Genomic DNA, 25,460 nt, shown 5'->3' with positions numbered 1-25,460 from the left:
CGCCTGCGCTGGCACAGGATCATGCTGACGATGTCGGGCGCGCTCGCGCTCGCCGCCTGTCACGCGAGAGAAGCCGAGGTGACGCCGCCGCGCGCGGTCATCGCCGTGACCGTGCACCGCGACAGCCGGCCCGTTCTCGCGACGCTGCCGGGCGAAGTCAACGCACGCTATGCGACGCCGCTGTCGTTTCGCATCGCCGGCAAACTGATCGTGCGCAACGTGCACCTCGGCGACACGGTCAAGGCGGGCGACGTGATCGCGCGGCTCGATCCCGACGACGCGCAACGCAGCCTCGCGAGCGCACAAGCTCAATTGATGGCGGCGCAGCATCGGCTCACCTTCGCCGAGCAGCAACTCGATCGCGACCGGGCGCAGGCGCAGGAACAGCTGATCTCGACGGCGCAGCTCGAGCAAACCCAGGACGCGTATGTGGCAGCCGTCGCACAGCGCGATCAGGTGGTCGAGCAGTTCGCGCTGCTGAAGAATCAGGTGCAATACACGACCCTCACGGCAGAACATGCCGGCGTCGTGACTAGCGAAGACGCCGATACCGGGCAGAACCTCGCGCCAGGACAAGCGGTCTACCACGTCGCCTGGTCCGGCGAGGTCGATATCCTCTGCGACGTGCCCGAGAGCCTGCTGAAGGCGCTGGCGGTCGGCAGCGCGGCCAGCATCTCGCTGCCGGCCGTCACCGGCCGCCGCTACGCGGCGCACGTGCGCGAGCTGTCGCCGGCCGCGGATCCCGGCAGCCGCACCTATCGCGCGAAACTGACGCTCGATGCGCCGGGTCCCGAGGTGCACCTCGGCATGACGGCCAACGTCACGTTCGCCGACACGGCGGGCGAAGCGCAAGCGGACGACCCGATCACGCTGCCCGCCACCGCGCTGTTTCACGAGGGCAACGCGCCGGCCGTGTGGGTCGTGCGGCCCCGCGACCAGGCGCTGGAGCTGCGGCGGGTCCAGGTCGGCCGCTACGACGACCGCACGATCTCCGTCTCACAAGGCCTCACCGACGGCGAGCGCGTCGTGCTGCAAGGCGTGCATACCGTGAGCGCCGGCGAGACCGTGCGCGCGGTCGCACCCTTGCATCCCGAGGACTTCGCATCATGAAGGCGCTGTTCAGCCAGGGTTCCGGCGGCCTGGGCGGCCCCGATGGATCAGGCGGACCGCCGCGGCCGCCGGCGGACGATACGGGCCGCTTCAACCTGTCCGCGTGGGCGATCCGCAACCAGGCGCTCGTGATCTTCGCCGTCGTGCTCGCGACCTTGTTCGGCGTGCTCGCCTATTCCCGGCTCGGACAATCCGAGGACCCGCCGTTCACGTTCCGCGCGATGGTGATCCGGACCTTCTGGCCCGGCGCGACCGCACGCCAGGTCGAGGAGCAGGTCACCGACCGGATCGGCCGCAAGCTCCAGGAAACGCCTCATCTCGACTATCTGCGCAGCTACTCGCGTCCCGGCGAATCGCTGATCGTGTTCACGATGAAAGACTCCGCGCCGGTGAGCGAGGTGCGCGAGACGTGGTACCAGGTGCGCAAGAAAGTCAGCGACATCGCCGACACGCTTCCGCCCGGCGTGCGGGGTCCGTACTTCGACGACGAGTTCGGCGACGTCTACACGAACATCTATACGCTCGCGGGCGACGGGTTCTCGCCGGCCCAGTTGCACGCCTATGCCGACGAACTTCGCGGCGTGCTGCTGCGCGTGCCCGGTGTCGCGAAGGTCGACTATTTCGGCGATCCCGACGAGCACATCACGATCGAAATTCCCAACGCGCAATTGACTCGGCTCAGCATCACGCCGCAACAACTGGCTCAGGCGATCAATGCGCAAAATGCGGTCACGCCGAGCGGCACGCTGACCACCGCGTTCGACCGCGTCTATGTGCGTCCGAGCGGCCAGTTCACTGATCTGAAGGCGATGGGCGACACGCTGATCGACATCAACCATCGCCTCGTTCGTCTCGGCGACATCGCGACGATCAAGCGCGGCTACGACGATCCGCCGGTCTCGCAGGTTCGCGCCGGCGGCGGCCCCGTGCTCGCCATCGGCATCACGATGCAGGCGGGCGGCGATGTGATTCAGCTTGGCAAGCGGCTCGACACGCAGATCGCCGAATTGCGCGGGCGTCTGCCCGCGGGGCTCAAGCTCGTCGAGGTGTCGAGCATGCCGCACGCGGTCTCGCATTCGGTCCACGCTTTTCTGGAGGCGGCCGCCGAAGCCATCGCGATCGTGCTGGCCGTGAGCCTGATCTCGCTGGGCTGGCGCGCCGGCGTGGTGGTCGCGATCTCGATCCCGGTCGTGCTCGCGGTCACCGTGCTCTGCATGGATGGCTTCGACATCGGCTTGCACAAGATCTCGCTCGGCACGCTCGTCCTCGCGCTGGGCCTGCTCGTCGACGACGCGATCATCGCGGTCGAAATGATGGCCGTAAAGCTCGAGCAGGGATTGGGCCGCGCAAAGGCCGCGGCATTCGCCTACAGCAGCACCGCGTTTCCGATGCTGACGGGGACCCTGGTCACGGTGGCGGGATTCCTGCCGATCGCGCTGGCAAAATCGGCGACCGGCGAGTACACGCGCTCGATCTTTCAGGTGTCCGCGATCGCGCTGATCGCTTCGTGGTTTGCGGCAGTCGTGCTGATCCCGTTGCTCGGCTATCACCTGCTGCCCGAACGCAAGCACACCGCACGCGGGCCAGCGCGGCACTTCGCGCTCAAGATCCGCCGGCACGACGACACGGAGATGAACTCGTCTCGGACGGCGACGTTGCCCGCCACCCGCTTTCATCGCCGGCTGCGCGAGTGCATCGTGTGGTGTCTGAAGCGGCGCCTCATCGTGCTCGGCGTCACGGGCGCGCTGTTCGTTGCCGCGCTGGCCGGCTTTGCGCTCGTGCCGCAACAGTTCTTCCCGAGCTCCGAGCGGCCCGAACTGCTCGTCGACATGCGGCTGCCCGAAGGTGCGTCGTTCGCAGCGACGCTGCGCGAAGCCACGCGCCTCGAAAAGACCCTGGCCGGCCGGCCCGAGATCGATCATCTGGTCGACTTCGTCGGTGCGGGCGCACCGCGCTTTTATCTGCCGCTCGACGTCCAGCTGACCCAGCCCAACTTCGCGCAGTTCGTGATCACCGCAAAGTCCGTCGACGATCGCGTGAAGCTCGAGCGCTGGCTCGCAAGCACCCTGCAAAAGAGCTTTCCCTCCGCGCGCACGCGCGTCTCGCCGCTCGAGACCGGCCCCTCGGTCGGCTATCCGGTGCAGTTTCGCGTCAGCGGAAGCGAGCTCGGCACCGTGCGGGAAATCGCGGAAAAAGTCGCGGCGATCATGAAAGACGATGAGCGCACGACAGGCGTCCATTTCGACTGGGACGAACCCGGCGAGCGCTCGGTGCGCTTCGAGATCGACCAGCAGAAGGCGCGCGAGCTCGGCGTCACGTCGGAAGACGTGGGGAGCTTCCTCGCGATGACGCTGTCGGGCTACACGTTCACGCAGTTCCGGGTTCGCGACCGGTTGATCAGCGTCGACCTGCGCGCGCCCCAGAGCGAGCGCGTCGATCCCGCCGGGATCGTGAACCTCGCGATGCCGACGCCGAACGGTCCGGTTCCGCTCGGCGCGCTCGGACACCTGAAAAACGAGCTCGAATACGCGGTGATCTGGGACCGCGACCGTCAACCGACGATCACGGTCCAGTCCGACGTGCGCGGCAACGCTCTCGACCTCGACGTGATCCAGGCGATCGATCGGTCGCTGGAGCCGCTGCGCGCGTCGCTGCCGATCGGCTACCGGATCGAGACCGGCGGTGCGGGCGAGATCAGCGGTAACGCGCAGGCGTCGGTGATCGCGCAGCTTCCGCTGATGCTCGTCGTGGTGCTGTCGCTGCTGATGATTCAACTGCGCAGCTTCACACGCGTGCTGATGGTCGTGCTCACCGCGCCGCTGGGGCTCATCGGCGTGGTCGGCGCGCTGCTGCTGTTCGGCAAGCCGTTCGGCTTCGTGGCGATGCTCGGCGTCATTGCGATGTCCGGCATCATCATGCGCAACTCGGTCATCCTCGTCGACCAGATCGAACGCGATATCGCCGCGGGCCACCCGCGCTTCGATGCGATCGTCGGCGCCACGCTGCGGCGCTTCCGCCCGATCATGCTGACCGCCGCGGCCGCCGTGCTCGCCCTGATTCCGCTCTTGCGTTCCGCCTTCTTCGGACCGATGGCGACCGCGCTGATGGGCGGCATCACCGGCGCCACCGTCTTGACGCTGTTCTTTTTGCCCGCGCTCTACGCGACCGCGTTCAAGGTGCGGGACGGCGAACGCGATCTGCGAAGCGCGAGCGCGCCGGTCGAATATACGTGGAGTTGATCGTGGGCACAGACTGCAATCCCATTCTCGAACCAGCGCCGGAGCGAGCGCGCGCTGCGGCGCTGCCTGGATGGCGGGCGGCGCTCGGTGCGGCCGCCGCGATCGCGCTTGGCGCATGCACGTTCGGACCGAGCGGCGAACCGCCCGCGATGCCCGTTCCCGTCCACTACGGCGTCGAGCCGCAGCCCGCGCAAACGGTCGAGGCGCTCGGGGTCGCGCAGCGCTTCACGGTCGGCGCGCAACCTGCGCCCGAATGGTGGCGGCTGTTCGGATCGACCGAGTTGAATGCGCTCGTCGAGGAAGGTTTGCGCAACAGCCCGACGCTCGCTGCCGCCGACAAGCGCCTCGCCGCCGCGCACGAACAACTGATGGGCCAGATTCACAGCTCGCTGCTGCCGACGGTCGATCTGGTCGGGCAAGCCTCACGCGGGCGCGATCTCGGCATTCCGGTGCCCGGCGGTCCGAATACGCTGCTCTACAACGAGTTCATCGGCGTCGTCCAGGCGCAATATACGTTCGACCTGTTCGGCGCGGTGCACAAGGCCAACGCGGCCCGCTCCGCGCGTGTCGACGTCGAAGCGTATCAACGCGAAGCGGCGCGGCGCGCACTGGCCACCAACATCGTCACCGCGACGATCGATGCGGCGATGTTGCGCGCCCAGATCGAGGCGACCGAGCGATTGATCGCGCTTGCCGGCGATCAGGCTCACGATACCGAACGGCATTACCAACTCGGATCGCTGACGCACGGCGACGTGCTGAGCGCGCGGCAAAACACGGCCACGCTCGAGGTTAGCGTGGCCGAACTGCGGCAACAGCTGACGGTGACGAGACACGCGCTCGCGGTGCTGCTTGGCCGCACGCCCGACGCGGCACCGCCCGAGCCCGAACTCGCGAGCCTGCACTTGCCGCAGGATCTGCCCGTCGTGTTGCCATCCGACCTGTTGCGCACGCGGCCCGATATCGAAGCGGCCGAGGCGGCGCTGCAAGCCGCCGCGGCAGACGTCGGCGTCGCCACGGCTCAGCTGTTTCCGAGCCTGACGCTGACCGCATCGATGGGACAAGGGGGGTTCAGCTGGCCGCTCGCGATGTCGGGCGCCGGCGCGATCTGGGCGATCGGCGCGACGGTTTCGCAGGCGCTTTTTCATGGCGGCGCACTCGTCGCGCAACGGCGCGCGTCAATCGACGCCTACGAAGCGGCCGTCTTCGAGTACAAGCAGACCGTGCTGGCGGCGTTCGAGAACGTCGCGGACACGCTCGCGTCGCTCGAACACGACGCGCAGGCACTCGAAGCCGCGAGCGGTGCCGCCCATGACGCGCGCGAGGCGTTCGACGAAGCCACGTCCCGCCACCGGCTCGGCGCGCTGCCCGCTGCGACCGCGCGCGGCGGCGAGCAGCAGTACGAAGCGGCAAGGCTCGAAGAAATCCGCCTGATCGGCCGACGTCTGACCGATACGGCGACGCTGTTTCAGGCCATGGGCGAGTTGCCGCCAGGCGCCAACGGCAGACCTGACCACCTGGCCGGCAAGTGATCAGCCTGCGGGTTCCCGGGGTACGCCGACGAGGTACGTGAGACCGAGCGGCGATCCCTGTACCGGCTGCGTGCCGATGTCCCATTCGAAGCTCTGCTGGTCCGGAATGCTTGCCACCATCTCACGCAATTCGTCGGGACTGTAGATGCGCAGCATCGACACGATGCCGTCGAACAGACACAGCAGCGGGATGGCCGGAAGGACATAAGTGAGCGCGAGTCGCGACCAGCGAAACGGCCGGATCAGCGGAGTCAGCACGAGCATCATCAGCGGCATCAGCAGGATGAACACGATCCCGAGCAGGCGGTGATCGGCGCCCTCGACGACGACGATCGCGCGGCGCTTGTTCACCGCATCGGCGAGGATCGCCCGCGCATCGTGCGGCCGAAAATGGTGGAAAGCGTTGAACATCGTGCGCACACCGTCGAATCTCGATGGCACGTTCATCGCATCCACGGAGTCGCTCACATAGGTGACGCGGCCGCTCGACCCGGCTGATATGCGCTCGCGCGCGGCGCGATTGGGATAGAAGTCGGTCAGTTGCACCGTCACGGAACCGGACTGCGCGAGCAACGGTGCAAGCGTCTGCCACGGGCCGCCGCCGCCCGAGCAGAGATCGACGATCTGGTCGCTGCCGACCCGTCGCATCGCCTCGCGCATTTTGTCCCCGATGGCGTTGAATCCCTTGTGAGCATTGGCCAGAAAATGCAGCCAGTCGGTGGCGCCGTCACGGATCGCCCGTGGGCACCACGGCTCGTCTTCGATTTCGAGCAGATGCAGGCGTCGCATGATCATGCAGGCAACCGAAATGAGTAAAGATGGGCAGAGGCGTCGATCAGGCTAAACGACGCGCAGGTCGGCCTGGGTGAGCGTCAACCATTCACCGAAGTTGAACGACTCACCGCGTGGGTTTTTCAACAAGGTCAGCGCGACTTTGCTCACGGCGCCGCGGCCGCTTTGTGCGCCGTCTGCTCGCCTGCGTTGATGGGCCATTGCGAGCGGATCTTCGTCACGACCAGGTCCGGAAGCGGGATGTAGTCGAGCGCGTTGACCGTCGGTCCGCCATGACTCAACGCCCAGTCGAAAAACTTCAGGGTGGCTTCGTCGTGGCCCGGCTTGTTCGGCGTTGCGGGAAACAACACATAGGTTGCGCCCATGACCGGCCACGCATCCTTGCCCGGCTGATTGGTCAGCAACTGCGACAGAGAGCCCGACCAGTCGGCGGCCGTCGCCGCTGCCTTGAACGAATCGACACTGGGCTCAACGACATTGCCCGCCGCATTGGTCAATGCAAGGTACTTCAAGCGGTTCTGCTTCGTGAAATCCCATGCGACATAACCGATCGCGCCGGGCAGATAGCCGACGTACGTGGCCACCCCCTCGTTGCCTTTGCCGCCGATGCCGAGCGGCCATCGCACGCTGGTGCCTTCGCCGACCTTGCGCTTCCATTCCGGACTGACCTGCGCGAGGTAGTGAGTCCAGATCAGCGTCGTGCCCGAGCCATCCTGGCGACGCACCACCGCGATCGGATAGTTCGGCATCTTGATCTTTGGATTCAGCTGCACGATCGCAGGGTCGTCCCAGTACTGAATCTTGCCTAGAAAGATCTCGGCGATGACCGGCCCCGTCAGCATCACCTCGCCGGCTTTGAGCCCCGGAAGATTCACGACGGGCACTACGCCGCCGATCACGGTCGGGAATTGCCGCAAGCCGTTTTTGGTCAATTCATCGTCGCTCAGTGGCGCATCCGATCCTGCGAAGTCGACTTCGCGGGCGATGACCTGCTTGAGTCCATCGGACGACCCCGTGCTCAGATAGACCACCTTGCTGCCACCGGACTTCAGATAGTCGTTGGCCCAGCGGGTGTAAAGAGGCGCGGCGAACGTGCTGCCGGCTCCCGTAATGTCGGCGGCGTACGCCGCGGCTGTGCATGAAAAGCAAACCGGAAAAGCAATGACCACGCCCAATTTTTTCACGAGTGTCTCCCGTTGGTTCTTGTTCCGGGACATCGCTGATCCAGACTTGCCAGTGCGTGAATTTTTTGGAGGGCGACCGTGCCGGCATTTCAGTGTTGTGTGTTTTTCATCGGGTATACAGGTCTCCTCAGTTGCGCGGCATATGGCATTACAAAGCGGCGCCAGACCAAATTCCAATTGAATCATGCTATCGAACACGTCGCCGTGTGGCCCCACTAGCGCGGCGGTGAAAGACGTCTGAAACGCTTCCATAGTTTTTTCAACGTCTGGTGATCCGCAGCGACCCGCGAAGCCAGAAACCCTCGCGCAAAGGCAGCACCCGAAGCCGCGTCGGGCGAAGTTTTCGACAGCGCCTTCAGAAGCTGATCGGCGACGACGGCATCGTTGCGCCAGCCCAGACCATCCTGAAGCGCGGTCAGCGCGTCGACATAGTGGAGGACGGCCCGCCTCGGGCACAGCGACTCGAAGAACTCGGTGGCATAGCGAACCTTCTTCGCTGCGATGCGGGCGCGGTGGCGACGATGATCGTCGAGATCGGCCAGGCCCTTGCCGCGTTTGATCAGTTTCCTGTGCCGACTCCGCAGCACATCCTCGGCGAACGGCTTCACCAGACTGCCGATCGCTTCGCGCTGTTCGTCGGACATGCCGTCTCGCCAGCCCTTTCGGCTCAACCACAGCGCGAGCTGAAGCGCGAGCCGCGTATAGCGAACCGACTCGACCGCGGCGGCGGCGCGCTGGCGGTTGTCGACGGCGATCTTTTCGCACGCCTGCCTGACGGGCTGGATCTCGTCCGGATGGTCCTTGAAGTCGGCATGATCGAGCGTCGATCCCGCCAGCACTTCCCAGTCTCGCGCAGCGCCGAGTTCCGAGGCAATCCAGCGCAATTCGTCGTTCAGGCCGGGATAGGCGGGAATGACCGTGGCGAACAGGTCGAGGGCGGAACGCAAACGACGAAGCCCAACGCGCATCTGATGAACGCTCGACGGATCGTGACCGGACACGACGCCGCGTTCGTTCGCCTGAACCTGATCCAGGCAGTTGCGCGCGATCACGGAGAACGCCTCTTCGATCGACGCGCGTTTGTCCAGTTGCACCCGTTGCGCCTTGACCGCCTCGCTATGCTCGGCCACAAGCTGCGCGTAACCGAGATCGGCCTTGCTGAGACGATCGATGCGCAGCGGCACGGTATCGAGCAACTCGAGCGCGACGCTGTACAGGCTCTCCGGCTGCCCCTGTTTCAGCTCCAGCTCCAAGGCCGTGATCGGCACCGAACCCATCTTCGCGTCGATGGTGCCCTCGTCGAGTGCGATCTCGATCTCGTCGCCGGACGGCAGGTGCAGCGGAAAGACCGATCGATTGATTCGCGTGACGAACACCGGTTCCAGCTGCGCGCCAATGAGTGCGTCGCGAACCAGCTTGCCTGGGTCGGTGTCCTCAGGAATCTGATCGTGCAGTCGCTCGAGTTCGGGGACGTCGCTCCCGACGGGCCCCTCGAATTCGTCCCGCTCGAAAAGTCCCGCCTGCACCGACCCTTGCAGCTTCAGCGTCTGCACTCTGTCGGTGCCGACGGTACGCACTCGCAGCGAAGCTTTGCTGTCGCGAAACGTGAGCGCGGGCGTGTCGAAATAGGTGCTCGTCAGCAGTCGAGGAGCCTCGGCCGCGCTTTCCACTTTTGCGAATAGAGGCGCGTGACGCAATGCATCAAGATCTTCTTTCGCGACGCGCAGCTTTAGCTCCCGTTCCATCAGACCTCCTGTGTATGCCCGGGATTGTCAGACTACCTCAGATCCGCGCCACTGCCGGTGCTTTGCCTCGCGTTCAGCGTGAGGCAGAAGGGAAAATGTTGGTTTGACCCAGATCAAGCGACCTACACTGCAATTCAACAAAGACGAAAGGTCTGGAGGCGGCCATGAAAAAGGAGAGAAAGACGGCACGGCAAATTCTGTCCGACAACCCTCGGGAGGTGATTTCGGTCGGCCCCGATGACACAGTGCTCAGCGCGCTGCAGTTGATGGCGGACAAGGACGTGACGACGGTGTTGGTGCTGCAGGGCAGCAATGTGGCGGGTGTGCTGTCCCAGCGCGACTACGCCCGCAAAGTCGAGGTGCTTGGCCGCAACGCCGCCAACACCAGGGTCGGCGAGGTCATGACGACCCAGGTGTTTTACGTGGCGCCCGAGCATACCTGCGACAAGTGCCTCGTCACGATGCACACCAAGCGGATCCGGCACCTGCCCGTGATCGAATCCGGGCGCGTTATCGGCGTGCTTTCCGCCAGTGACGTGCTGGAGGAACTCCTGCAGGAGGACGAGCATTTCATCCGGGTACTCGAGGACGACATGCTCCATCTGACCATTGATACCGGCGGCGCCTACTAGAATCGCGCCCAAGCCAGGCGAGGTGAAACGTGAGCACGCACTCAACCGCGGTGGCGCCTTTACCCGCCATCCTCTCCCGCACGAGCGGCAAAGTGGCCTCGGCGCGCGATGCCGTGCGCCTGATCCGCGAAGGCGATACGGTCGCGACAGGCGGCTTCGTCGGTATCGGCTTCGCCGAAGACCTCGCGATTGCCATCGAGGAACTCTGTACGGCGCATGACGAGGATACGTTGGTCGCCCTCCCCAAACCCCGCAACCTCACGCTGGTCTATGCGGCCGGCCAGGGAGACGGCAAGGAGCGGGGACTGAACCATCTCGCGATGCCTGGGCTCGTCAAGCGCGTGATCGGCGGACACTGGGGCCTCGTGCCGAAGCTGCAGCAGCTTGCGGTGGATAACCAGATCGAAGCCTACAACCTGCCGCAGGGTGTGATCAGCCACCTGTTTCGCGACATCGCGGCCGGCAAGCCCGGCCATCTTTCGCGAGTCGGCCTCGGCACCTTTGTCGATCCGCGCTTCGGCGGGGGCAAACTGAACGAACGCACCACCGAGAATCTGGTCGAGTTGATGCGTATCGGCGACGAGGACTATCTGTTTTACAAGGCCTTCCCGATCAACGTCGCGATCGTGCGCGGCACCACGGCCGACCCGGACGGCAATGTCACGATGGAGCGCGAAGCCCTGACCCTGGAGGCCCTCGCCATCGCGATGGCCGCGCACAACTGCAACGGTCTGGTGATCGTCCAGGTGGAACGCATCGCTGAACGAGGCTCGCTGAATCCACGGCAGGTCAAGATCCCTGGAGTGCTGGTCGATTGCGTCGTGCTGGCGCCACCCGAGCACCACCAGCAGACCTTTGCCACGCCGTACAGCGCGGCGTTCGCCGGCGAAATTCGGGTCCCCGCGAGCAGTGTGGCGCCGATGCCGATGAGCGAGCGCAAAGTGATTGCGCGGCGCGCGGCCATGGAACTCCAGCCAAACAGCGTGGTGAATCTCGGCATCGGCATGCCCGAGGGCATTGCCAGCGTCGCCAACGAGGAAAGGGTCCTCGACCTTGTGACGCTGACCACCGAGCCCGGCGTGATCGGCGGCATTCCGGCGGGAGGCTTGAACTTCGGCGCGGCGACCAATGCGCAGGCGATCATCGACCAGCCCGCCCAGTTCGATTTCTATGACGGCGGCGGCCTCGACCTCGCCTTTCTTGGCCTCGCCCAGGCCGATCGGCTGGGAAACCTCAATGTGTCCAGATTCGGGCCGCGCCTGGCCGGCGCCGGAGGCTTCATCAACATCAGCCAGAACGCCAAGAAAGTCGTGTTCGTCGGCACTTTCATGGCGGGCCGCAGCCAGATTGCAGTCGCCGATGGGAAGCTGCATATCCACCGTGACGGCACGGCCAGGAAGTTCGTCGAGGAAGTCGAGCATCGCACGTTTTCTGGCCCGTATGCGGCGGCGGCGCGCAAGCCAGTCCTCTACATCACCGAGCGTTGCGTGTTCGAGCTCGGCGAGCAGGGCATGGAACTGATCGAGATTGCGCCCGGTGTCGATCTGGAGCGCGATATTCTGGCCAGGATGGACTTCGCGCCGATCCTGCGTTCGCCGGTGCCGATGGACGAGCGGATTTTCCGCCCTGAACCGATGGGTCTGCGCTCGAATGTGTTGCGACTGCCGCTGGAAGCACGCTTCATCTACGACAACGGCAAGAACATCATGTTTCTGAATTTCGCGCGCCTGGAGGTGAAGCGTCCGGACGACATCGCGGCGATCCGGGCTCAGGTAGGCCGCGTCTGCGAGCCGCTCGACCACAAGGTTTATGCCGTGGTGAACTACGAGGGGTTCGTATTGGACCCCGCGCTGGAGGACGCGTATGTCGAGATGGTCGAGGATATGGTGCAGCGCTACTATCTCGGCGTCACACGCTTCACGACCAGCGCTTTCATGCGCGCCAAGCTGGGGGACGCACTGACGCGGCGCGGCCTCTCACCTTATGTCTATGAGACGGAGGCGGAAGCGCAGGCGTACCTGCGCGAGCAATCGCCGAACCGCTAGCCCCTAAAGCATCCTGTCCAACGCCTTGGCGAACCTGGCGACCGTGCCTTCGATGTCATGCAGTTTGTCGAGGCCAAACAAGCCGATGCGGAAGGTCTTGAAGTCGGCGGGTTCGTCGCATTGCAGCGGAACGCCTGCCGCGATCTGCAAGCCGGCATCGGCGAATTTCTTGCCGGATCGAATGTCGTCGTCGTCCGTGTAGCTGACCACGACTCCCGGCGCCTCGAAACCTTCGGCCGCCACGCTTCTGAAACCTTTGTCGGTCAACAGCGCGCGGATGCGCTTGCCGAGTTCCAACTGCTCCGCTCTCACCTTGTCGAGGCCGTATGCCTCGGTTTCCTTGATGACGTCACGCAGCGTCGCGAGGCTGTCCGTGGGCATCGTGGCGTGGTACGCGAATCCGCCGTTCTCGTAGGCCTCCATGATCTGCAGCCATTTGCGCAGATCGCAAGCGAAACTGGTGCTGGTCGTCTGGTCGATTCTTTCGCGGGCGAGCGGGCTCAGCATGACCAGCCCGCAGCAAGGCGACGCACTCCAGCCCTTTTGCGGCGCGCTGATCAGGACGTCGACGCCACTCGCCTGCATATCCACCCAGACCGTGCCGGAGGCGATGCAATCGAGCACGAACATGCCGCCGACGGCATGAACGGCGTCGGCCACGGCGCGCAAATAGGCATCGGGCAGCATCATTCCGGATGCGGTTTCGACATGCGGCGCAAAGACCAGATCCGGTTTGTGTTCGCTGATCGCGGCTACCACTTCTTCGATCGGAGCCGGTGCAAATGCAGCCTGCCTTCCTGGTTCGACCGGGCGCGCCTTCAATACGATCGATTCAGACGGAATGCCGCCCATGTCGAAAATCTGCGACCAGCGGAAACTGAACCAGCCATTGCGGATGACCAGACACTTCCGGTTCGTCGCGAACTGCCGGGCCACGGCTTCCATGCCGAAAGTCCCGCTGCCCGGAACGACCACGGCCGCCTTCGCGTTGTAGACTTTTTTCAGGGAGGCGGAAATGTCGCGCATGACGCCCTGGAAGAGCCGCGACATATGGTTGATTGATCGGTCGGTATAAACGACTGAATATTCGAGGAGTCCCTCGCGGTCGACATCGGGGAGTAAACCTGGCACGTTCGCCTCCGGTAATGGACGAATCAAAGAATCGAAAACAGATTCTAACCAAAGCCAGCTACCCCTGGATGTTTATCCTCAGCTCAGGATCTGTCAGCCCCCACCGCGCGCGCTCGCGTTCTGCAGATGCGTGCCGAGGCCAACGGCCACCTCTCACGCACCCGCGCAACACGATCGCGCATGGTCACTTCGACGCATCGGTGATCAGGCTGGATAAGCCATGTATTTCTGCAAGATATCGGTCAGCGCCTGGTTCGGCGTGCATTGCTCACGCGAGAAAGACGCGAGGATATGGTCGATCTGACTTTCCGAGAGTCCCTTGAACAGCTTCGCGTAAGCCGGCTGCATCAGGCTGCCCACGAAGAAGCACATCAGATTCTGGCTGAGGCAACGACGGGTGTAGGCCTGCGACTGCTCTTCATCACCGATCACGGCCCGAATCTGGTCGGCGAGTTGGACGGCGGCATCCTTGACGGGTGTCATTGGCAACCAGTGCATCCAGTCGTCGGTACCGAGCATTTCCTTCTTGCGGATCAGATCGCCGACGAGCTGCATGTACGGGGACGCTTCATCGAGCGTGAGCATGCCCATCACGCCGACGTCCTTGTAGTTCCATGTCGTCCAATGCGCGCCATGGCGTTCAAGAATCGCGATCTGGTCATCCATCGCGCGTAGCCGGTCAGGAATCTCCTGCGTGGCGCCGTTGTACGCGGAGCCGAATTCCCCTACCCATAGCGGCACATTGTGCCGTTGCGTGAAAACCGTGCCCTCGTGATCGAGGAATGCTTTCTCCTGACGCGCCAGATCCCAATACTCTTCCGATTCCTCGGTCTTCGCGGACTGTGAGCGGATCACGCCGGGGTAGGAGCCGGGTCCGAACCCGCACGATGTGTAGTTGTGGCTGCTATAGACGAGATTGTCGGCAAACGGTGCGTCCATGCCCGCGAACAGCAGTGAGTAGCAATCGCCCTCGAGGAAGATGATGTGCTTCGGATCGATCTCGCGCACCGCGGTCACCGCCCGCCTGTAAAGCGCATTGAAGCGTGGCCAGTCCGGTTGATAGTTCCTGTAGATGTTCCACGGCACGTCGCCCCGGTAATTATTGACACAGGGTTCATTCATCAGGTTGTAGCCGGCGACTACGGCCTCGTCCCGATAGCGACGCGCGAACTCCTGCCACAGCGCGACGAAGCGGTCCTGATAATGCGCGCTTTCCCAGAACAGATTGATGCGCGAGGCGTTATCCGAGTGCCAATGGACGTTTTGCCAACCCGCGACTGCGTGCAGATCGAGGATCACGTAAAGCCCATGCCTCTCGCACCATTTGAGCACCTGATTCAGGCGGGCAAAGCCCTTTTCATTGTATTGAAAGGGCGCGCGCTCATCCTCGAAATGACGGAAGTTCAGCGGCAGGCGGACCACCGTCGCGCCCATCCGCTTCAGGTAGATGACGTCGCTCTCGTTGAAGAAATGATCGAGCAGTCGATCGAAAAAGAATTCCGCCCTGGCGGCGCCCAACACCGACTTCATCTCGGCGCGGAGCGTATGTTCCGCCCCCGGGTAGCCGTTGATGAAGTCCTCCATATTCATCCAGCCGCCTGGACAGGTGCCTCTGAGGCGAACCTTGTCTCCGTTGGCATCGACGATCTGATTTCCGCTGACACTCAAAAACTGCATGTTCAGTCCTTCCGTCAAGATGGTGGGTGTAACTCCGAGCGCTTACTGATCGATCGCTCTGACTGCGTCAGGCACGCCGCCCAGGCTTCCGAGGCGCACGCTGGAGGAATCGTTCTCGTCTTTTTTCAAGCGAACGAGCGTCCACAGCACAGTGGCGCCGATCAGATCGAATACGGCCAGAAGAATGAAAATCGGTTTGTAGCCGACATGGCTGACCATCGCGCCAACGACCAACGTAAAACACAATTGCCCGATGGTGCTGACGGTGCCCGCACAACCCGCCACCGTAGCGACCTCGCTCTTGCGAAACAGGTCGGTCGACATGGTGATGACCGTCACCGATAGCGTCTGATGCGCGAAGCCGCCCAGACAGAGCAGTGCGATGGCCGTTAGCGGGTGATCGACGAAGCCTACGAACGGCACAGGCAGCATCATCAAGGCGCCGAAGGTGAACACGCAGCGCCGGGCGTTGACCACGCTGATGCTGGTGTATTTGAGCAGTGCGCCGACGAGCATCCCGCCGAATACGCTGCCGATATCTGCCGCGAGGAAGGGCAACCAGGCGAACAAGGCAATCTGCTTCAGATCCATATGCCGGACCGTGCTCAGATAGAGCGGCAGCCAGAAACTCAGCGTCACCCACGTCGGATCGGCGAGAAACCGCGGCAAGGCGATGCCCCAGAAATTGCGTTGGGTGATGATCGAGCGGATGGACGGACGCTCGCTGCTCGCCTGGATATGCTCCTCCTGACCCGCACGGATGTAGTTCTTTTCCCGCTCGGAAAGCGCGCGATGCTTCTCGGGCGTGTCATAGATCCACCACCAGAGGGCCAACCATACGAACCCGATACCCCCCGTGACCACGAACGCGAACTGCCAGTTCCAGAAGAGGGTGGCCCAGACCACGAGCGGCGGCGCGAGCATCGAACCCAGCGATGCGCCAATGTTGTAGATGCCGCCGGCGAGACCCCGCTCCCGCGCGGGGAACCATTGCGAGGTCGCCTTCATGCCCGCGGGATGGATCGCCCCCTCGGGCAAGCCGAGAAGCCCCCGCATCAGCGCGAGACCCTGCCAGGAATGGACCAGACCATGCCCCATCGTGATGATCGACCACGCGAGGCAGAACAGCGCAAAGCCCGTCTTCAGGCCGATCACATCGATGACATAGCCGGTGAGTGGCTGTAGCGCATTCGTGAGGGTAAATGCGCTGAGCACATACGAGTATTGCTCCGCAGTCAGATGCAACTGGGTGGTGAGCGTGGGCGCAGTGACCGCAAGCGTGCTTCGGGTCAGGAAATTCAGGCACGAACCTAACATGATGGTGCCGATGATCCACCATCTCAGACCGTAGATTTTTCGTGTCATTTCGTCTCCGTCATTGTTTTCTAAACGTTACTGCGTGGACGCCGCGAAAGTGACGGCGCCTCCGATGCGACCGTCGACCCGAAGCTGCGACGCCCTACGCGGGCAACTGGCGATACGAGAAGTTCCGGAAGTCAGCGGGCTCGCGAAAGCCGAGCATGTCGTTGACCGAGATCCCGACGAACGCCCCCGTGAAACCGATGGGCGTCGCATACTCGTCGCTCAGTTTGGTGAAGTCCTTTTCCACGCCGACGTCCATCCACTCACCATGCGTCGAGCGGTAGAAGAAGCGCAGCTTCGTGTCCTCGACCCGAACCCGCAAGCCGGTTTCGCCGCCCTCAGGCAGTACGGCAAGCCGGTTGTCATACGCAAAGCTGCCGGCATCCATCTCCATGAAGGAGAGTATTTTTGTGCCGTCATCGTCGCGAGTGATGAACAGGTAGTAGAACGTGTTCTCGTCGTAGCGGGCCATGAGTCCGGCCATGTGCAAGTACGACGTCGGCGAGAATTCGAGCGCCGTTTCGACTTCGAATTGCCAGTCACGGACGCGGCAAGCCAACAGGCTTTGATGGAATCGCGAGGTGGGCGACTCCTGGCCCCGTATCCGCAGATAACCGGGGCGTTCGGCCAGACTGCACCAGGCGTCGCTGATCGGGGCGCGCAGACTTTGCAGTTCGAGCGGCAGCGTCGCACCGTGGCCGAAATCGACCCGCCAGCTGCTATCGAGGTTTTGCTCGACGTCGGAGTCGACCGTGAAGGATTCGGGCGGCACCACGCCTGCGCCGCTCAGGAAAGGCCAGCCGTCCCGCCAATCGATTCGCGCGATGCAGGTCTCCCGACCCAGCGGTGAACGTTTCGTCTGTGCGTCGATTGGCCGGGAACCGAGGTACGTCATGAACCACTGGCCATTGGGCCCTTCGACCAGATTGCCGTGACCCGTTCGCTGGATGCGGCGATTCACGTCGCGCGAGCTCAGCATCGGCGTTTCGGGATGCAGCTCGTACGGACCGAAAATGCCGCGCGATCTGGACACGCAGGTGGCATGCGTATAGCCCGTCCCGCCTTCCGCGGTGATCAGGTAGTACCAGCCATCCTTTTTCAGCAAATGGGGCGCTTCGTAGATCTGGCATTTCATGAAGTAATCGGTCTTCAGATTCGCGCCGCGATAGATCACGTGCTCTTCACCGATCAGTCTTCCCTGCTCCGCCGAGTACTCGCGCAAGATGATGCCCGCGAAGAGATCCTCGTGGATTCCCCGGAAATCGCGGCGAATGTACGCGAGCCACTTCTTGCCCGATTCGTCGTGAAACAGCGACGGGTCGTATCCGCCAGAGACCAGATGCGTCGGTTCCGACCACGGGCCAGTGATGTCCGGGGCCGTCACGACGTAGTTGTGCATGTCGCGCAGCGGCGAAATCTTCTGCTCGCCTTTCCATGCCTTCGTGTCGGTGTAGACGAGCCAGTAGAGGCCATCGTGATACGACAAGGCCGGAGCCCAGATGCCGCCGGACGGCTGTTCCCCGATCAGGTTCAGTTGCGAAAGGCGGTCCAGCGGGGTGGCCTTCAGTTCCCAGTTGACGAAGTCTTTCGATTCGTAGATGAGAACGCCCGGATACCATTCGAACGTCGATACAGCGATGTACCACGCATCTTTGCCGCGACAAATACAGGGATCGGGATTGAAACCGCGTAGAACAGGGTTTTGAATAACGCTCATCGAGGATGGATCTGTCTGAAAAGATCGAAGTGCACGGTTCGACGCTAGCCACGGTTGCCTTCACCGATCGGATACGCGAACCAAATCTATGCCTACCGATAAGTTACCGGTAACAATCCGAATTTAGCACGTGACTTTGCGGTCGTTCAAGCGCGATGACGAGAGGGTATTCCCGTAGATGGCAGTTGAAAGGCGATTGTGAACGACTTCAGATTTTCCCTTGCGGTGCACCACCGCCACCGCGCCGGCTTCAGCTAGCCGGGGCGCAATGCCCTCTCCGAGGCCCGCGCTGCAACGGCGCTTTCGCTCACGCACAGTTAGTACTACGCTAGAAGCCGGATCGACGAAGACCGGCTGATGCGCGAGCTTTCCATAGTCGCGTTGCCCCGTCTTCGACGTGTTTTCGTCGGCGTTCGGCCGCAATGGAGCGAGGTCCAATATGCAATTGTCCGCCGTCAAGGTCGTCAAGCCTGAAACGACCAACTTCATTCTCGGGCAAAGCCACTTCATCAAATCCGTCGAGGATATTCACGAAGCGATGGTCGGCACGGTGCCCGGCATCAAGTTCGGCCTCGCCTTTTGCGAGGCCTCCGGCAAGCGCCTCGTGCGGCGCTCCGGCACCGACGAGAGCCTCGTCGAGATGGCATGCCAGAACGCAACCAGCGTCGGCGCGGGCCATAGCTTCTTGGTGTTTCTGGGCGACGGCTTTTTCCCCGTCAACGTGCTGAACACGATCAAGGCCGTGCCGGAGGTCTGCCGCATCTTCTGCGCGACAGCGAACCCCGTCGAAGTGCTGATCGCTGAAACCGATCAGGGCCGAGGCATCGTCGGCGTGATCGATGGCTTTTCGCCGCTCGGCATCGAAAGCGCGGAAGACATTCAATGGCGCAAGGATCTTTTGCGCACGATAGGGTACAAACTGTAGCGACTGCCCTTTCACTCACGTCACGCGCGCCGCCGCGCCTGCCGACATCGTATGGAACCACCACGACGCCTCATTCCGGGCACATTATGGCCCGCCATCGTGCGACAGACCGAACGTGCGCTCAGTTGCGGCGCGCTGCAACCGATCGACACGCAACAGTCCGTGATCGAAAGCGGCGGCATCCGCTTTCTCGTGCGTCAGGTGTCGAGCCTGACGCGCAAGGAACAGGATCGCGAGCAAAGGCGAGCGCTTCAGACGGAAAAGCGTCCTCGCGCGAACCCGTTTCTTCCCTACGAGCCGGATCTGTTCGTCGCCGATATCTCCGACACGCATCTCGCGTTGCTGAACAAGTTCAACGTGATCGACCATCATCTGCTGATCGTCACGCGCGAGTTCGAACGGCAGGAAGCGCTGCTCGATCTTGCCGACTTCGAAGCGCTGATCAGGTGCATGGTCGAGTTCGACGGCATCGGCTTTTACAACGCGGGCACCGAGGCGGGCGCGAGCCAGCCGCACAAGCATCTGCAGATCGTGCCGCTGCCGCTCGGGGAAGCCGATCCGGCCGTGCCTATCGAGCCTTTGCTCAGCGCGAGTGCGCAGACCCGTTTGCCGGATCTGCCATTCCGGCATGCGTTCGCTCGCTTCGACACGGATGAGTTGACTCGCGCGGACGCGGCAAAGACGGCGCTTTCCCGCTATCGCTCGCTGCTCGAAGCGGCCGGTGTCGGCGCGGTCGAAATCGACCGTGCTACCTGTCATGCGACGCCCTATAACCTGCTCGTCACGCGGCGCTGGATGCTGCTCGTGCCGAGATCGCAAGAGCGTGTCGAAGGCGTGTCCGTCAACGCGCTCGGCTTTGCGGGTTCGCTGTTCGTGCGCGACGCGGCGCAGTTGGAGGTGATCGAAAGGCTCGGCCCGATGACGGTATTGGAACGCGTCGCGCTGCCCGCGAGCATGTAGACGTAGCGACGGACTCACGCACCGTCCGACTGCAAGTACCTGTGCGCGAACGCAATCGCCATGCTGCCCTCCCCGACCGCTGAAGCAACGCGCTTCACGGGACTCAGCCTCACATCCCCACACGCGAACACGCCAGGGACGCTCGATTCGAGCAGGTAAGGATCGCGCTGATGCGACCAGCTTCCGGCCCTGACGACGTCATCGCCGGTCAGAACATAGCCGCGCCCATCGCGCGCGATCTCGGGCGGCAGCCACTCCGTCTGCGCGTCCGCGCCGATGAAAACGAACAGACCGCCGCAGTCGTGCCGGCTCACTTCGCCGCTGGTCGAATCGCGAATGTCGATGGCCGTCAGATGCGTATCGCCCTGCGCGCCGACCACTTCCGAGCGCAACCGCACCGCGACATTCGACTTGCCCGCAAGCTGTTCGACGAGATAGCGCGACATGCCCTTTTCCAGCGAATCGCCGCGCACGACGAGCGTCACGCTGCGCGCATGATTGGCGAAGAACAACGCCGCCTGGCCGGCCGAATTGCCGCCGCCGATCAGATGGACATCGAGCCCGTGCGTCGCGCTCGCTTCGCTGCGCGCCGCGCCGTAGTAAATCCCCTTGCCGATCAGGCGGTCGAAGCCGTCGATGGCGAGCCGCCGCCAGGTGACGCCGGTCGCGAGAATGATCGTGCGAGCGCGCACGGCGTCGCCGCCGTCGAGATGAATCTGCCGCGTTTGCACATCGATGCGCTCGACCGAGCGCGTCACCAGGATCTCCGCGCCGAGCCGCCGTGCCTGTTGCAGCGCACGGCTCGCGAGTTCATCGCCGGAAACGCCATTGGGAAAGCCGAGATAGTTTTCGATGCGCGAGGACGTGCCCGCCTGTCCGCCCGGCGCCTCGCGCTCGAGCACCAGCGTGCGCAAACCTTCCGACGCGCCGTACACCGCGGCGGCAAGCCCCGCGGGTCCGCCGCCGATGATCACCGTGTCGTATCCGGCAAGCTGCGGCTGCGTCTGAAGACCGAGCCGTTCGGCCAGCTCGCGGGTCGCCGGCCGGCTCAGCACGGTGCCGTCGACGAGGCGCAACGCGGGGCACTCGGCTTCCGACGGACACGTGCCGGGCCAGCGCGCGGCCAGTTCAGGCGCATCCGGCGCCATCCAGTCGTGGCTGATCTGATTGCGCGCGAGGAACTGACGCAGCAGCGTGCACGCATTGTCCCAACGGTTGCCGACGATCGACACCCGCGCCTTCGGCGGCTCGGCGGAAAGGCTTTGCAGGCCGCCGATGCGCTCGCGTGCCAACGCGCCCATCCGGAACGCCACGTCCGGCGATGCGGCGGCCAGCGCATAGTATTGCGGCGCATCGACGCGCATCACGCGCGAAGGCTCGGCGGCCCGATAAGCGCCCGGAAACGGCGAGCTCAGCGCCAACGGCACCTCGCCGAAGATCGTCCCGGGCAGACGCCAGCCCAAGGTTCGCTCGATGCCGTCGAAAGTCTTGATGACTTCCATCTTGCCCGCCAGCACGGCGTATAGCGCACGCTCGCCGCCTTCATGAACCGCGAACTCGCCCGCGCACAGATGCAGGTCGGCGGAGGTGTGCGCGAGGTTCTCCAGCACGATGTCGGGGAGGGCCGAGAACAACGGGACAGCGCGGATGTCGTCGATCGTGAGCATGGCTTCGTCCTTTGTTCTTTCAGGCTCCTGACGTAACGCAAGGTCCGCCAGCATTCCGGGGCGTCATGTCCGATGATTGGATTCGCGCGAAGACTTGCGCAGACAAGCGCACCGACCCAGTATAGGATTTTCAGGTCGCGAGCCATAGGCGCGCTTCAACCAGTACGAAGCAGGGAGCGCAATGAACGCGGAGGTGCGCCATGGTGTTTCGATCGGTGGGAATCATCTGTCTGGCGACCTGTGTGTGGGCGAGCGCGGCCCGATGTCTGGCAGCGGACTCGTCGGCGGCGCCCTCGACTCCCGTCGCGCAGCCCGTCGTCTATGTCTCCGATTTCGATCTCGATGCCGCGAATGTCACCCCTGACAGCGGGCCTGGCCACCGCGCGCGAGGCATCGTGGGCAATCTGGTGCCCGAAGGTCCGCTGCGCCAGCAACAGGATCCGCAAGCGCGGGCGCGAGAGATCGTTGCGCTGATGGCGCAATCTCTCACGGACGATCTGCGCAAGGCCGGAGTAGACGCGCGCCGCGTGACGCCGGGTGAGCCCCTGCCCCACAGCGGCTGGCAGGTGCGGGGCGTTTTTCTCAGTGTCGACGAGGGTAACCGCTTGCGTCGCGCGATGGTGGGGATGGGCTCGGGCCAAAGCCAGTTTCAGGTCGCGGTTTCCTGCGATAACCTGGCTGCGCCGGAGTTGCCGCCGCTCTATCAAAGTGTCGAAGAAGGCTCGAGCCGGGATATGCCCGGCGCCGTGATCAAGCTCAATCCGTACGTGATTGCCGCGAAGGTCGTTCTGTCTGGTCGCGATGAAAAGACGGCGATCAGGAAAAGCGCCGGGCAGATCGCTGAGCAGCTCGCACAACGGCTTCAGGCTGGCGCAAAGTAGAAGACATCCAGCGCGGCCCGATGCTAACGGCCGTGACCGCCGCCTGCGCCCCAGAAGTGGCCGCCGCCACCGCCCCAGCCATGAGCACCGCCCCAGCCGCCGCCATTCGAACTGGCGTGCATGGGGCCCCATGAGCCGTGACCTCCAGCCCAGTTGCCATCGTGACCCCAGTGGCCGGGGTGGTGCGGGTGGCCGTGGAAATGGCCGCAACATCCGCCGAAGAACACGAAGCTGAACGACGCCGACGGCCACCAGAAACCCGGCCAGTCGTAAGCGTAGTAAGGGTACGGATAGTAGTAAGGATAGGGATAGGCGACCGGGTAGTATGCAGGCGCGGCATAGGCGGGCGCGGGCGACAGGTCGTAGGCGGGCGTCGTGCCGTCGGGCATCGCAAACTGAATCTCGCCGTCGGCACCGCCTGCTGTGACAGAGGACATCTCTTGCTGAGCGTCCACCGTCGATACGACGCCATTGGCAGGGTAGGACCCGTAAGGATAGTAGCCGTACGGCACGTAGTAATAGCAACCGGACACAGCGCCCAACAACACCAGCACTGCAACGGCGCTGCCGGCGCGCAACGTTGCATCAAGCGGTTTCATGACGTGCTCCTCGATTCACACGGCGACACGGCGGTGCGCGCTGCCTATCGAGCGTAAGTCAGTGGACCTGGTTGCCTAACGGTTAAACGGCCCCGCACGGTGGTTTATTCCGCGATCAGCGAAGCCGGTCGAGCGCGCTCACCGTTTTCCAGACGATTGAATAATTGAAGCAGTCACTACGCGCGAGGAATAAAGCGCCGGGGCGTCGCGTTTACCACCATGTCGACGCTTGCGTTCGCGGTGAACCGTGCGACGCGTCCGCCATGCAACGGCAGTTCGGTAATAGCGCGGTTATTGCCTCGCTGGATATCCCTCGGTGGGACTTCCTGCGAGCTTCCCCCTGGAGGAATGACTATGAAGCGGCTTCGGATGGCTCTTGCGTGTCTGGTTTGCCTGGGAGCGGTGGTGGTGGTTTCAGGATGCGGCGATATGAACTCAGGCAGCTCCGGCGCGTCTGGCGGTTCGAGCAGTTCATCAGCCGGCGGTTACTGAACGCCGCGCGCCGAGCTGCGCAGTGCACCTGAGAGTCGCGCCGGTCGAGAACACGGCGCGGACTTTCTTTGACCTTAGCGATCGCTGAACTTGCGTAGCTTCTCGAGCGTATCTTCGATAAAGCCTCGGCAATAAAGCGCCGCCAGATACACGATCGGCAACCCGGCCGTGGCGGTAAGCCATACGGTCGAAGCCGCCACCAACGGACTGGACGACCATCTTCCATACTCGGAAACGCAAATCGCAACGAACAAGGCTGCACTGAACACTGCGGCATGAAACATGTACACCAGTGTCAGCGCTCGCCTATCCCAATCGGAAATTGTCCGGCTGAAAAAGGTGCGCCACGTTCGAACCAGCGAGAAGACGATCGCCAGCACCCCGAGAGAAAAGAAAATAATCACGGGAATTTGCGAGTAAGCCATATACCCTTCCTGATTCGAAATCACCGCTTTGATTGAAGGAAGTTTGCGTCTCCCAGACCACTCTCGTACGCGACAGCGCCAATCTCGTGCTACGCCCGCACTGTCGCGGATGTCAGTCTGCGCAGCACTACATGCCGCCGATGCTCGCCCCTCCACTCGAACTTGTACCTGTGCCCGAGCCCGAGCTCGAGCCCGTATTCGTCCCAGCGCTCGACGCCGGGTTCAGATCGATCCTTCCATAAACGCCATCGGCTTCGTCATTCGGACCCGCCGCGAAGAACAGCGTGCTCGAAGGCTGATTGCTGAGGTCGTTGCCGAACGCGATGCCCCACAGGCCCGGTTCGACGATCGGCCTGCCGTTCGATCCATTGAGCGGCCCCATCGACTGACCGCTCGTTGCGTTGAACGCGTTGATCGTGCCGTCGCCGAAATTGCCGATCAGAATTGCGCCGCTCATCGAGCCGAAACTAGCGGGAGCCTGCGCGATGCCCCAAGGGGCGTTCAGTGCGGCACCGGTCGCGAAGTGCTGCTTCAGGTTGCCCGCCGTGTCGTAAACATCCACCACGCCGAGTCCCGCGCCCGCGACATCGTCGTGTTTGGCGGCGTCTTGCATGGCGTAAGTGACGAACAGATTCGAGCCGATCGCCTGAATGCCGAACGGCGCGAAGCCGGCCGGAACCGTCGGGTCCTTGAAGCCGCCGGGCATTCCGACCTTGGCGAAGCTGCTATCGAAGACGTCGATCTTGTTGTTATGGAAGTCGGTCGCGTAAAGGAAGTTGCTGCCGTTCAGCGAGGCGAGCGCGAGACCTTTGTACACTGCGCCGCCCGCGCCATCGTCGTACATGACGAACGCGTTGGTCGGCCCCACGGTGGGCGCCCATGCGGTGATGGTGCCGCCTTCGCCCGTGAAGATGAAAGCCGCGACACCGGATTTGCCGTTTTCGGTAACGGCGAAGCTCGATGTGCCGTTGAAGACGATCCCGGTGGGCGATGCAGTCCCGTTCTTGCCGTTGGGTATCGTGACGACCAGCGATTGCGGTACGCCGTTGCCGTCATAGAGCGTTGCGACATTGGTGCCGTTGTCCGCGACCCAGACGAAACCCTTCGGATTGAAGGCGACGCCCCAAGGATTTTTCAGGTTCGCGTCAGTGTGGGCGGCGGCCACCGCGCCATCCGACACGAGGGCCGTCGCAGTGAATGTCGATTGAACGGCCGGGCTTGGATTGCTCAAGCTGGGGCTGGAGCTGGAGCCGCTGCTACTGCCGCCACCGCCACACGACGCGAGAATCGCGATGGCCATGCCGCATGTCACGACGCCCAACACAGCAAGTAGTGCCTTCATGAC

At 63.4% G+C, this 25,460-nt stretch carries 19 protein-coding genes; 8 read left to right on the top strand and 11 right to left on the bottom strand.

Annotated features, from left to right (window positions below; genetic code table 11):
- Window positions 1–21 precede the first annotated feature (21 nt).
- The 3 genes from CI15_RS27245 to CI15_RS27235 all read left to right on the top strand — a co-directional run bounded on the left by CI15_RS27245 (window position 22) and on the right by CI15_RS27235 (window position 5,881).
- On the top strand, window positions 22–1,110 hold the full coding sequence (locus CI15_RS27245; RefSeq protein WP_174543267.1) for an efflux RND transporter periplasmic adaptor subunit: 1,089 nt from the start codon (window positions 22–24) through the stop codon (window positions 1,108–1,110).
- Window positions 1,107–4,349, top strand: coding sequence for an efflux RND transporter permease subunit (locus tag CI15_RS27240; RefSeq protein ID WP_082814311.1), 3,243 nt, complete (start codon window positions 1,107–1,109; stop codon window positions 4,347–4,349). Before CI15_RS27245 ends, CI15_RS27240 begins: the two co-directional genes overlap by 4 nt.
- A gap of 149 nt (window positions 4,350–4,498) precedes the next feature.
- On the top strand, window positions 4,499–5,881 hold the full coding sequence (locus CI15_RS27235; RefSeq protein WP_420915885.1) for an efflux transporter outer membrane subunit: 1,383 nt from the start codon (window positions 4,499–4,501) through the stop codon (window positions 5,879–5,881).
- On the opposite strand, the gene CI15_RS27230 is transcribed toward CI15_RS27235, so the two are convergent.
- The 3 genes from CI15_RS27230 to CI15_RS27220 form a co-directional block, all read right to left on the bottom strand.
- Complete coding sequence (locus tag CI15_RS27230; RefSeq protein WP_241495948.1) at window positions 5,882–6,676, bottom strand: class I SAM-dependent methyltransferase; 795 nt, start codon at window positions 6,674–6,676, stop codon at window positions 5,882–5,884.
- 143 nt (window positions 6,677–6,819) lie between these two features.
- Window positions 6,820–7,890: a phosphate ABC transporter substrate-binding protein PstS gene (pstS, locus tag CI15_RS27225; protein ID WP_082814310.1), complete on the bottom strand. Its 1,071-nt coding sequence runs from the start codon at window positions 7,888–7,890 to the stop codon at window positions 6,820–6,822.
- A gap of 182 nt (window positions 7,891–8,072) precedes the next feature.
- Window positions 8,073–9,602 carry a CYTH and CHAD domain-containing protein gene (locus CI15_RS27220; RefSeq protein ID WP_062133897.1) on the bottom strand — a complete coding sequence of 510 codons (1,530 nt, stop codon included), beginning with the start codon at window positions 9,600–9,602 and terminating at the stop codon, window positions 8,073–8,075.
- A 164-nt stretch (window positions 9,603–9,766) separates the two neighbouring features.
- Here CI15_RS27220 and CI15_RS27215 point away from each other — a divergent pair, with 164 nt between their 5' ends.
- Both CI15_RS27215 and CI15_RS27210 read left to right on the top strand, forming a co-directional pair.
- On the top strand, window positions 9,767–10,234 hold the full coding sequence (locus CI15_RS27215; RefSeq protein ID WP_062133894.1) for a CBS domain-containing protein: 468 nt from the start codon (window positions 9,767–9,769) through the stop codon (window positions 10,232–10,234).
- Window positions 10,235–10,263: 29 nt separating this feature from the next.
- A complete protein-coding gene (locus CI15_RS27210; protein WP_062133891.1) occupies window positions 10,264–12,279 on the top strand; it encodes an acyl CoA:acetate/3-ketoacid CoA transferase in 2,016 nt (671 codons plus the stop codon).
- Window positions 12,280–12,282: 3 nt separating this feature from the next.
- Here the strand turns inward: CI15_RS27210 and CI15_RS27205 are convergent, their stop codons facing one another.
- The 4 genes from CI15_RS27205 to CI15_RS27190 all read right to left on the bottom strand — a co-directional run bounded on the left by CI15_RS27205 (window position 12,283) and on the right by CI15_RS27190 (window position 18,166).
- A complete protein-coding gene (locus tag CI15_RS27205; RefSeq protein WP_062133887.1) occupies window positions 12,283–13,410 on the bottom strand; it encodes an aminotransferase class V-fold PLP-dependent enzyme in 1,128 nt (375 codons plus the stop codon).
- A 204-nt stretch (window positions 13,411–13,614) separates the two neighbouring features.
- A complete protein-coding gene (locus CI15_RS27200; protein ID WP_241495947.1) occupies window positions 13,615–15,105 on the bottom strand; it encodes a glycoside hydrolase family 5 protein in 1,491 nt (496 codons plus the stop codon).
- Window positions 15,106–15,129: 24 nt separating this feature from the next.
- Entirely contained in the window at window positions 15,130–16,452 is a 1,323-nt protein-coding gene (locus CI15_RS27195; protein ID WP_062133881.1) for an MFS transporter, read from the bottom strand.
- 94 nt (window positions 16,453–16,546) lie between these two features.
- Window positions 16,547–18,166 (bottom strand): glycoside hydrolase family 43 protein, encoded by a 1,620-nt coding sequence (locus tag CI15_RS27190; RefSeq protein ID WP_062133878.1) that lies wholly within the window; start codon window positions 18,164–18,166, stop codon window positions 16,547–16,549.
- 439 nt (window positions 18,167–18,605) lie between these two features.
- On the opposite strand from CI15_RS27190, the gene CI15_RS27185 reads away from it, so the two are divergent.
- Both CI15_RS27185 and CI15_RS27180 read left to right on the top strand, forming a co-directional pair.
- The gene (locus CI15_RS27185) at window positions 18,606–19,091 is read left to right on the top strand and encodes an adenosine-specific kinase (RefSeq protein WP_062133875.1); all 486 of its coding nucleotides are present in this window, start codon (window positions 18,606–18,608) and stop codon (window positions 19,089–19,091) included.
- Window positions 19,092–19,142: 51 nt separating this feature from the next.
- Window positions 19,143–20,051, top strand: coding sequence for an ATP adenylyltransferase family protein (locus CI15_RS27180; RefSeq protein WP_062133872.1), 909 nt, complete (start codon window positions 19,143–19,145; stop codon window positions 20,049–20,051).
- Window positions 20,052–20,065: 14 nt separating this feature from the next.
- Here the strand turns inward: CI15_RS27180 and CI15_RS27175 are convergent, their stop codons facing one another.
- Complete coding sequence (locus tag CI15_RS27175) at window positions 20,066–21,718, bottom strand: FAD-dependent oxidoreductase (protein WP_062133869.1); 1,653 nt, start codon at window positions 21,716–21,718, stop codon at window positions 20,066–20,068.
- Window positions 21,719–21,918: 200 nt separating this feature from the next.
- On the opposite strand from CI15_RS27175, the gene CI15_RS27170 reads away from it, so the two are divergent.
- The gene (locus CI15_RS27170; protein ID WP_062133867.1) at window positions 21,919–22,599 is read left to right on the top strand and encodes a DUF4410 domain-containing protein; all 681 of its coding nucleotides are present in this window, start codon (window positions 21,919–21,921) and stop codon (window positions 22,597–22,599) included.
- A gap of 23 nt (window positions 22,600–22,622) precedes the next feature.
- On the opposite strand, the gene CI15_RS27165 is transcribed toward CI15_RS27170, so the two are convergent.
- The 3 genes from CI15_RS27165 to CI15_RS27155 all read right to left on the bottom strand — a co-directional run bounded on the left by CI15_RS27165 (window position 22,623) and on the right by CI15_RS27155 (window position 25,457).
- A complete protein-coding gene (locus tag CI15_RS27165) occupies window positions 22,623–23,198 on the bottom strand; it encodes a hypothetical protein (RefSeq protein WP_062133865.1) in 576 nt (191 codons plus the stop codon).
- A gap of 566 nt (window positions 23,199–23,764) precedes the next feature.
- Window positions 23,765–24,115: a hypothetical protein gene (locus CI15_RS27160; RefSeq protein ID WP_062133863.1), complete on the bottom strand. Its 351-nt coding sequence runs from the start codon at window positions 24,113–24,115 to the stop codon at window positions 23,765–23,767.
- A gap of 127 nt (window positions 24,116–24,242) precedes the next feature.
- Window positions 24,243–25,457: a TIGR03118 family protein gene (locus CI15_RS27155; protein WP_062133861.1), complete on the bottom strand. Its 1,215-nt coding sequence runs from the start codon at window positions 25,455–25,457 to the stop codon at window positions 24,243–24,245.
- Between the last annotated feature and the right edge of the window lie 3 nt (window positions 25,458–25,460).

The sequence above is a fragment of the Paraburkholderia monticola genome (assembly GCF_001580545.1).
GTDB lineage: Bacteria > Pseudomonadota > Gammaproteobacteria > Burkholderiales > Burkholderiaceae > Paraburkholderia > Paraburkholderia monticola.
Note: the sequence above shows the minus strand (reverse complement) of the source record. Positions and strands in the feature narration are given on the sequence as shown.